Genomic DNA, 609 nt, shown 5'->3' with positions numbered 1-609 from the left:
TGCGCGAGGTGGTGTTCGGCGGGGAGGAGTTGGACCAGACCGGGTACACGCAGCCGGCGCTGTTCGCGGTCGAGGTGGCGCTGTTCCGCCTGGTGGAGTCGTGGGGTGTGCGGCCGGACTTCCTGGCCGGGCACTCGATCGGTGAGATCGCCGCGGCGCACGTCGCCGGGGTGCTCTCGCTGGCGGATGCCGCCAAGCTGGTGACTGCTCGCGGTCGCCTGATGCAGGAGCTGCCGGCCGGTGGTGCGATGGTGGCGGTACAGGCGAGCGAGGACGAGGTTCTGCCGTTCCTCACCGAGGAGTTGGGGATCGCCGCCGTCAACGGTCCGACCTCGGTGGTGATCTCGGGTGCCGAGCAGGCCGTGCTGGAGGTCGCCGAGAAGCTGGCCGCCGACGGTCGCAAGACCAAGCGGCTCACCGTCAGCCACGCGTTCCACTCGCCGCTGATGGAGCCGATGCTCGCCGAGTTCCGTGAGGTCGCCGAGGGCCTGACCTTCGCCGAACCGCGCATTCCGATCGTCTCCACCCTGACCGGCTCGATCACGGATGAGCTGCGCACCGCCGAGTACTGGGTGCGCCACGTCCGCGAGGCCGTCCGCTTCCACGACG

The 609-nt window shown here is 70.1% G+C and carries 1 protein-coding gene; it reads left to right on the top strand.

Annotated elements, in window-relative coordinates:
- A partial coding sequence (locus ABD369_RS40880) for an acyltransferase domain-containing protein (protein WP_344641704.1) occupies positions 1-609 on the top strand: 609 nt, incomplete at both ends.

Source organism: Kitasatospora cystarginea, from assembly GCF_039533515.1.
Lineage (GTDB): Bacteria > Actinomycetota > Actinomycetes > Streptomycetales > Streptomycetaceae > Kitasatospora > Kitasatospora cystarginea.
Note: the sequence above shows the minus strand (reverse complement) of the source record. Positions and strands in the feature narration are given on the sequence as shown.